Raw genomic sequence first — 8,979 nt, 5'->3', positions numbered from 1 at the left:
TTAAGAATTGTTTTATAAAAAACAAATCATGCACAAATATGATTTTCTGTCAACTTAATTTAGATGCGTTTACCCTGAGAGAGCAACTCACAACGAATTTTTCTACTTAACCATTCTAATTTACTTTTAAATCCATGTCTTATTCTAATTCAATTGAGTCAGAAATGAAAAAATTTTATAAATTCTTATCAGAAAAAGATAAAAGAAGGTATGCAGCTAGAGAATCTCAAAAATTAGGATGGGGTGGAATTAGCTATGTAATGCAACTTTTGGGATGCAGTCGAAACACCATCGTCAAGGGAATAGAAGATTTAGAAAAAATGGACTCAGATACACTAAAGAGTTCCAGGATCAGAAAGAAAGGAGGGGGAAGAAAAAGTATTCTGTCTACTCAAATCGGCATTGAGGCAGCATTTTTAGAAGTTTTAAAAAATCACACAGCCGGAGACCCAATGAATGAGTTAATCAAATGGACTAATTTGACGCATAAAGAAATAGCTTCTGGACTACGAGCGGCAGGTTTTACCATTAGGCTCCCCTTAGTTGCCCAACTATTAAAAAAGCATGGGTATGTGAAACGAAAAGCTCAAAAAAAAAACAATAGGAGTTAATAAGAATCGGGATGCTCAATTTAAAAACATTGCTCGACTTCATGCAGAGTATAGAGAATCCAGCAATCCTATTATTAGTTTTGATACCAAAAAGAAAGAAGTTTTGGGAAATTTGTATCGTCCGGGAACTCTCTATACAAAGGAACCTGTCACTACTTTCGATCATGATTTTTGGAGTTTAGGTCACGGTAAAGTGATCCCACATGGGATTTATGATTGTCAACAAAACCGAGGACATATAACATTAGGAAATAGTAAAGATACCAGTGAATTCGCCTGTGAGTCTTTAAAAAATTGGTGGAATAATTATGGTAAAGCTACGTACCCTAACGCTAATTCTATCTTGGCAAAATGTGATGGGGGAGGTAGTAATAATGCTAATCATTATATTTTCAAAGAAGATTTGCAGAAATTAGTTAATGAAATAGGAATAGAGATCAGAATTGCTCATTACCCTCCTTATACATCTAAATATAATCCCATAGAACATCGACTTTTTCCTCATATTACCAGGGCTTGTCAAGGAGTAATTTTTACAAGCTTAGAATTAGTCAAAGCTCTCGTCGAAAAAACTCAAACTAAAACGGGACTATCTGTAGCTGTAAATATCCTTAATAAAGTTTATCAAACTGGTCGGAAGGTAGCTGATAATTTCAAAAATACTATGCAAATTGTTTTTGACGAATATTTGCCCAAATGGAATTATCGAGCCGTACCTCAACCTGAGTAATTCATTAAGTTATTTTTCATTCCTAACAATACTCCGGACAGTTTTTAAAGAGGGATGCGACGCCTACGGCAAGCAACGCTTACGCAATAAATCACAGAAGCGAAAAAAGTGAGTGCAATCTGAACCCAAAATGAACAGAAAAAAAGGCGCTCTTTTAGGTTAAGCTATAAAAACACACAAGCTTAACAGATTGCCTTATGAAGATTATTGAATCCATCTTACAACAAATGCCACGGATTAGTCAACCCCAAAAGAAGTTTCTCCTCAATTTATTTCTCAACTATTTTGCTTGTTTATGGCAAGGTCAACTTCACCAATCTCAGTCGTTATAGTTCTGTGAGCGAAAAAACCTACCGTCGTCACTTTCTCAAAAGCTTTAACTTTCCACAATTCAATCAATATTTCCTCGAAAAAGCCTTAAATCCTGAACACACAATCATTGCTGTTATTGATTGTTCTTTCTTAAGAAAAAGTGGCCAGAAAACTGACGGTAAAGCTTATTTTTATAATGGTGTAGCGGGAAAATCGGAAGAGGGATTGGAAATTTCTGTTATTTCTATTGTCGAAATTGAGACTCGTTTATCTTATAGTTTAAGTGTCCAACAAACTCCATCACACCCTCAAATAAAGCCTGCGAAAAAGCTGCCCCACAAACCGAAGAATTGCCGGTCAAGAAAAACTCGCAAAAAACCTGACTCTCAAAGTTCAAAGCCTGATATCACAAGAGTTGATGACTATGCAAAACATCTCAAGAATACTCGTTTTTACTTCCCAACTTCTGTACGTTATTTGGTAGCTGATGGCTATTACTATCGCTCTAAATTCTGGGAGACTGGGCGGGACTTAAATTTAGACTTTATTGGCAAGTTAAGAAGTGATGCTAACTTACGCTATCTCTATACAGGTGAACAAAAGAAACTGGGAGCTCCACGTAAATATGATGGCAAGGTTGACTGCCATGAGTTGAGTCGTCTTAATTTTGTTAAAGACCTAAAACCGGGAGTTTCATTATAGACATTGAAGGTGGGTCGTTGTTGTTTAAATTGCCCAATTTCTTTGGTTTGTATCTCTGAGGTTCAAGCCAACGGCAAAATCAAAAATGCTTTATTGTTTAGCACTGATATTCACCTACCACCTGAGCAAATTCTTGAATATTATCAGGCTCGCTTCCAGATTGAATTTATTTTTCGTGATGCCAAGCAATTTACAGGATTGTCTGATTGTCAAGCTCGTCATTTACCACGGCTTGATTTTCATTTTAATGCCAGTCTAATTGCCTTAAACTTAGCTAAACATCAACTTTATAGTTGTCCTTCATCTGCCAAGTCGTTTGTGTTTTCTATGGCTTCTTATAAACGTCTGGAATTCAATAAGCATCTACTTTGTACCTTTATTGACAAGTTAGATTTAGACCCGGATTTGATCTTAAACCATCCTAATCTTCCTTCAGTCTTGTCTTATGGTACTTTGGCTGCTTAAAAACTGTCCGGAGTATTGATTCCTAAGAAACTTATTATTTGCCCGTTGAAATTAATGCTACATAAAAGGGGTGAATAGTCGGATAGCTTTGAAATAACAAAAAGCTTGAAATTTTCAAGAAGGTCACATCAATGCATCAAAAAGTTGTAGATATAGTAACTGCTCAAAATTTACTTCCCTCTCAGGGGGATTTAGTGGCTAAATTCAGCAAGATAGATTTGCCCAAAACTATTGAAATGGGCGATCGAGCTAAAGTCAACGTGAAGCTGACAAATCAAGGTTCCGCACCAGTTACAGGCCCCGTCACAGTCAAACTCTACACTTCCACAGACGAGACCATCGATCGCGCCCCAGACGGCAAATTAGTCAACGATTGCTTGCTAACCTCCACTATCCAACAAGTCAACCTGCTTCCGGGACAATTCACAACCGTTAGGTTGAACTATGGCAACATGACCTCGGTTGGAGCTCCGGGGGCTTGCAACTTGATTGCCGAAATTAACCAGAACAACAACTTTGGTGAAAACTACTCTTTTACGGCAGTTTCCCAAGAAATGCCCGGTGTAACGCGCACTTACAACAGTTTTTACGATGCTGCTTATGAGGATGCCATCAGCCGGGTTTACGGCGGCGTGCACGTGCGCGAGGCTACGATTGATGATGCGCTGCCAACTGGTTTAGCAGTGGGCAATTTCGTCGCGCAAAATCTGTTTAAGACTGTGGTTTAACAGATACAGACCTGCATCGGGGAACTCCCCGATGCCTGCAAATAGACGGCCAGCAGGTAAAATAACTCTATCCTTAATTCTCTATTCCGATTAGCATTTAACCGAAGGATAAACCTTATATATTGGAAATTATTCGTCACACACAAAAGACTTTATTATAGTATTAAAAATCCCAAACAATACTGCTATAATATTTAGTTAAGTTCGATTGTTATGCGCTCTCTAAAATCGATGCAGTCTGCGGTCTGTCTGCTTTGAATTATCCCTCAATACGGGGAGTTTGCCGCTCGGGACTCACGATCGCGGAGCGCGACAGTTGATGTGGCAACAAAGCCCGTCTCCTTGAATTGTCGCTCGCGATCACGACCGCGCGAGCGAGTAAGAAGGAGTCTCTGTTGACCGTCGCGATCGCGAGGCGTTGAACTCACGTTTTTATCCTGAATTGCTCAAACGCTTATCACCTCAAAAAAAAAATTTTACATCTCATAACTCAACTGAATTAAAATCTTGAAGTCCGAGCGCATTTGTAGAAATTTCACTCAGCACCGCCAACAATTGATTGTTGCTCGCCCATCTAATTAATGTACTATTATTTTCCGCCACTATCGAAAGTTTCCCAAAATTCAAACCCCTAGCTAATTGAATCGAATCTTGACCCAGAATAAAATCAACAATCGTATCAACCTCCAACCCCGCACTCAACACAAAAGTATCCTGACCAGCCCCACCGATGAGAGTATCGCCACTCGCTTGCCGTTATTAGAAATAGCAGGAAGCAAAGAAATACCGTTAGCAATATTGCCTGCAGCATCCGCCGACACGTAATTAGTAGTATTCGTTAGCAAATCGTTATTTACTGATTACTGTTTACCGCTCGCCATTGGTGACAAGTTAAGACTTAATTGCATTTGCCAATCAGTAATATTACTCAAAAAAACTGCTTTTTTAGGAGTGGAAAATTCACGATTTGAGAGGGAGTAGGTATAAATATCACCCTCGGCACGATCGCACGATCGCCCAAATCTCAATTTTGGGCCCAAAATCCGAGTAAATGTTGAGCATAATTGCTGATTGACAAATGCTTTCTTAGCTTAACTTGTTACCAATGACCGCTAGCCTGCGATTCAAAATTGGTGAAGAGTAAGAGCCATTAATCATTAGTGAAGCAGTTGTTAAGACACTGTTCGCGCTTTGTACAATCAAATTTCCCTTGTTGTGCAATTTTCTCACAGGTTCTACAACAATTTTCAACCGCTCTGTGATTTTCAACCGCTAAAGAGCAATATTACATTTCGCAATTTATGTTGATTAATCTTAACTTCTTTGAGAAAAAATAAAACCCAGAGCAGTATATGATTTGCAACAGAGAAAAAAAAGAATACATTTACAAGATGTAGCGCATAATTGCTAGCGTCAGTTTCGCTCCAAACGGAGCTGAGTCGATCTGCGCCTGTCTGTGGTGAATTTTTACTTCTCAGTTAAATTTAGATAGCGATTTGAGTTAACTGCTAAAAGGGTGCGAGGAGATATGAATAATTTTCAAGACGTTTTGTTGCCTCTGCAAAAGCCATTTGAAATTAATTCAGAATTAACTGAAACCAGTTTATTCACGTCAGAAAACTTACTAAATTCAGGCAGTATTGCCGACAGTTCCAACAGCATTCCCGTTCCAGTTTTACAAGCATCCAATGTCAATTTTTTAACATCACAAAAAGTTGAAGATGGCAATAGTTTTGAACAATTTTTAACACAACCGCAACTCTTGGGGTCAGCCCCAAATGCCCTGCCCTCAGCCTCCGCAAGCAGCGACATCTTAACCGGCGAAAAAGTAGAAACACAAGCTAGCCGCACCGTTTGGAGTCAACTCCTCGGCGCATCCACCCCCGAACGGCAGGCAAAAAACAACAATTTGCCCCTCGGAGTTTTCCAAGTCGGTGGTAGCGGACAAGTCAGTGCAGACTACCTGTTCGATGGAGGATACTACCAAGGGGAACTGGCTATTTTCAGCCTCACGGGGATGGAAACCTTAATCCCCGGTTCACAACCGTTCATCCAAGAGGCATTCCGCAGAGTTCTCACCAATTCCACGTTAGGTCGCGTTGTAATCCGCGACTCAACCGAAGGGGCCAAATTCAGCGGTTCAATGCCAGGAGAACTTAATTGGGGTTCGGGACCATACACCGGCATCAAAAACTTCACCATGACCCCAGGTGACACCTTCGCGGTCATGGTGATTCCCAATGGCACAATACAACTATCTTACGCCACCCAATTGCTGTGGAATTTATTCCCCGATCGCCGCCCTTTATTCTCCGTCTCCCCAACTAATTCCACCAACAGCGGCTACCAGCTAGCACTCGCCGACATTACAGGTTCGGGCAATACCTTTGCCATTGAAGACGAGCCGGCAGCCCAAACAGACCGCGACTACAATGATATTATCGTCAGCTTGATCGGGGCCACCGGCAGCGCCACCCCACTCGGCAGTGTCATCAACCCAGCCAGAGAATGGCGCACCACCTCTCTGGGACAGCAAATTATCAGCTACGCTAACAGCTTAGTTCCCAACGATACAACGCCGCCCGCGATCGCCGCCACCCTAACCAACGATACCGGAACATCCAACAGCGATCGCATTACCTCCAATCCCACCATCGGCGGTACCGTCACCGACAGCAGCAGCATAGCCAGCTTCCGCGCCGGTTTCGACGACACTCCCATTGCCGAATTCGCCGACATCACCCCCCTCCTCAACAGCAGCGGCAGCTTCACTCTGGACCGCACCCAACTCGAAACCATCCGCCGCAACCCCCTCAGAGATGGCATCCACACCCTCCGCCTCACAGCCACCGACTCCCGCGGCAACACATCAAACACTTTCAGCCTCAACTTCACCCTCGACACCGCCACCCCCCAAACTGTCCTGCAGACACCAATTCCCGGAGGCAACCACAGCAACACAGTTCGAGTCATCGGTACGGCAACCGACGCCGCAACAAATCTATCCAACCTACAATACTCCGTCGATGACGGCAGCCCCAATACTTTGACTTTAGAAACCGGTGGCAAGTTCGACTCGCAGCCTCCCAACTCGCCGCTAGCCACCGGCAGCCACACCGTTGCCATCACGGCAACAGATACCGCTGGCAACCAAACATCCCAGACTGCTAACTTCTCTGTCGCCAGCAACTTCACCGTTACCCCCAACGGCAGTACGGGTTGGGCTGCAGCATCGACAGACACCGTACTCCTGGCAGAACGCAACAGCAAACTCGTTCAAGCCCTACTGCCAGTAGAGTTGGGGCAAGCTAGAGGCAGCCGCACGCTGCAGTTCCAACTCAAAGCCGACTTCGACAAAACAGATACCACATCGGCAATTGAAGACTTGTTCCAGGTGTTCCTAGTTTCTTCCAACAATCCCAGCCAAACCCTACTCGACGGAGGCAGCCCCGGAACGCCACTATTTTCCCTAGCTGGCGGCAAAGCCGAATTCGTACCCGGACGGGTGCGGTACACTGGCGACATCGTAGAAATCGATTTGACAAACGTGACGAACAGCAGCAGCGGCAATCTGCTGTTTAAGTTAATTGACAGCGACACCGATACTGGCAGTACCGTAGAAGTCAAGAACATTACCAATACCGTCGATGAAGAAGGTACTGCCAGCCCGGTTTTTGTTGCAGCGCAGAACAAAGTTGCTGCTGGCGGCAGTCTCGATACCGCCAACCTGACTGCTGCTTCCGATTTAAAAGTAAACTTCACTCAGGTACAGTTCGACCCTGCAACGGGCAGCTATAAAGCAGCGGTACGGGTAGAAAATACCGGCAACAACCCAGTGAGCCGCAACGTTGCGGTGGTTTTCCCGAATTTGCCAGCCGGAGTAACGCTGCAAAATCCTAGCGGTACGGACAGCAGCGGCAAACCCTACATCAATTTGCGCGGCACAATTCCCGCCGGGGGATTGGATGCCGGGGCGATTTCGGACTCGGTAGAAATCACCATTAACAATCCCAACTCTCAGAAATTTTCCCTCACCGCAACCGCCCTTGCCGGCGGGACAAATCAAGCCCCCAGCTTGCCAGCAGTTCAAACTATCGATGTCAAAGTCGGAGAAACTTTCAAACTGCCCCTCACCGCAACCGACCCCGACGGCGACCCTATTAGCTTTGCCATCAAATCGTCCGCTTCCTTACCCACGGGGAAAATCACCGGCAACGGTACTTTAGAAATTTCTCCCACTCCCGAAGAAATCGGAACCTACAACTTTACGGTAGTCGCTAGCGACGGAGTTTTAGAAACAACTCGACCTGTTACAGTTAACGTTACCCCTTCGACTGCCGGCCTCACTCGCATTTCAGGAGTAATTCAAAACACCAACCAGCAACCCTTAGAAGGTGTGTTGGTGGGACTGGGCGCCTTGCGGGCAATAACAGCAGCCGACGGTTCCTTTGAAATTCTGCGGCTGGAATTTCCCGGTTTGGCGGAACTCGGACTTCCCGAATTAGTGCCGCCAGATACCCTGCAAATTTACGGCGACGGCATTACAGGCGAAGACAACTACCCCTACATTGCCGAAAAACTGCCGTTGTTGTTGGAACACGAAGTTTACTCCAACGTCAACAACGTCATCTCCCGTCCGATTTACCTGCCGCCAATCGACACCGCCAACGGCAAAATTATCAACCCAGCCGCCGACACCACCGTCACCACCGCCGCCATTCCCAAAGCATCGGTATTTGTCAAAGCCGGTTCCCTCCAAGATGCTGAAGGCAACCCCTACACCGAAAACCTCAGCATCACCGAAGTCCCCACAGAATTAACCCCCGCCGCCCTGCCGCCCAACCTGCATACCGACTTGGTAGTCACCATTCAGCCGGGGGATATGGTGTTTACCACTCCAGCCCCCCTCTCCTTGCCCAACCGCGCGGGATACGCACCGGGCAGCACGATGGACTTGTGGTCGATTAACCCCACCACAGGCGACTTCGACAATGTAGGTACGGGTAAAGTTACCGCTGACGGGAGTGCCATAGAAACCGTTTCAGGCGGCATCCGCAACAGCAGTTGGCACTTCTTCGCCCCGCCCGCACCTTCGCCCAAAAATCCGGGTCAAGACCCCCGCAACCCCAAAGACAAGTGCAACGAATGCAAAGCAAAAGGCGGCTTAACCTCTTCCGTAGAAATGCACTCCGGGGCAGTAATAGAAACACACGACCTCGTACCCTATCAGTCAATGGGAGAAACCCGCAGCTTAACTCTAACCTACGATTCTCTCAGAGCAGACCCCAGACCCATTGTCCATTTCGGCTACAATAACGCCCCCGCCGATACAGCCCAAAAATTAGTAGCTAAACTAACCGTAGATGCAGGAAAATTTCAGTATCAAATACCCGGATATTCTGGCAACCAATACAGTTTGACAGGAGGCGAA

At 45.0% G+C, this 8,979-nt stretch carries 5 protein-coding genes and 1 pseudogene; all 6 read left to right on the top strand.

What is annotated here, in order from left to right; genetic code table 11:
• Nucleotides 1–134: 134 nt before the first annotated feature.
• Nucleotides 135–1,341, top strand: a pseudogene (locus QUB51_RS30555) (ISAzo13 family transposase).
• Nucleotides 1,342–1,548: 207 nt separating this feature from the next.
• Nucleotides 1,549–2,355: a transposase gene (locus QUB51_RS29615; protein WP_333058180.1), complete on the top strand. Its 807-nt coding sequence runs from the start codon at nucleotides 1,549–1,551 to the stop codon at nucleotides 2,353–2,355.
• Nucleotides 2,356–2,364: 9 nt separating this feature from the next.
• Nucleotides 2,365–2,820 carry a transposase gene (locus QUB51_RS29610; RefSeq protein WP_333058184.1) on the top strand — a complete coding sequence of 152 codons (456 nt, stop codon included), beginning with the start codon at nucleotides 2,365–2,367 and terminating at the stop codon, nucleotides 2,818–2,820.
• Nucleotides 2,821–2,951: 131 nt separating this feature from the next.
• A complete protein-coding gene (locus tag QUB51_RS29605) occupies nucleotides 2,952–3,548 on the top strand; it encodes a hypothetical protein (RefSeq protein ID WP_333264446.1) in 597 nt (198 codons plus the stop codon).
• A gap of 651 nt (nucleotides 3,549–4,199) precedes the next feature.
• Nucleotides 4,200–4,373 carry a hypothetical protein gene (locus QUB51_RS29600; RefSeq protein ID WP_333264448.1) on the top strand — a complete coding sequence of 58 codons (174 nt, stop codon included), beginning with the start codon at nucleotides 4,200–4,202 and terminating at the stop codon, nucleotides 4,371–4,373.
• Between the two features lie 703 nt (nucleotides 4,374–5,076).
• The coding region (locus tag QUB51_RS29595; protein WP_333264451.1) for a DUF4114 domain-containing protein at nucleotides 5,077–8,979 on the top strand (3,903 nt) is incomplete at its 3' end.

Origin of the sequence: Microcoleus sp. AT8-A3, from assembly GCF_036705675.1 — a bacterium.
In the GTDB taxonomy this organism is placed as follows: domain Bacteria; phylum Cyanobacteriota; class Cyanobacteriia; order Cyanobacteriales; family Microcoleaceae; genus Microcoleus.
Note: the sequence above shows the minus strand (reverse complement) of the source record. Positions and strands in the feature narration are given on the sequence as shown.

Excerpts from the sequence above, each read along its gene's own strand:
- QUB51_RS29605 (WP_333264446.1), top strand. The coding sequence starts at position 2,952 with ATGCATCAAAAAGTTGTAGATATAGTAACTGCTCAAAATTTACTTCCC.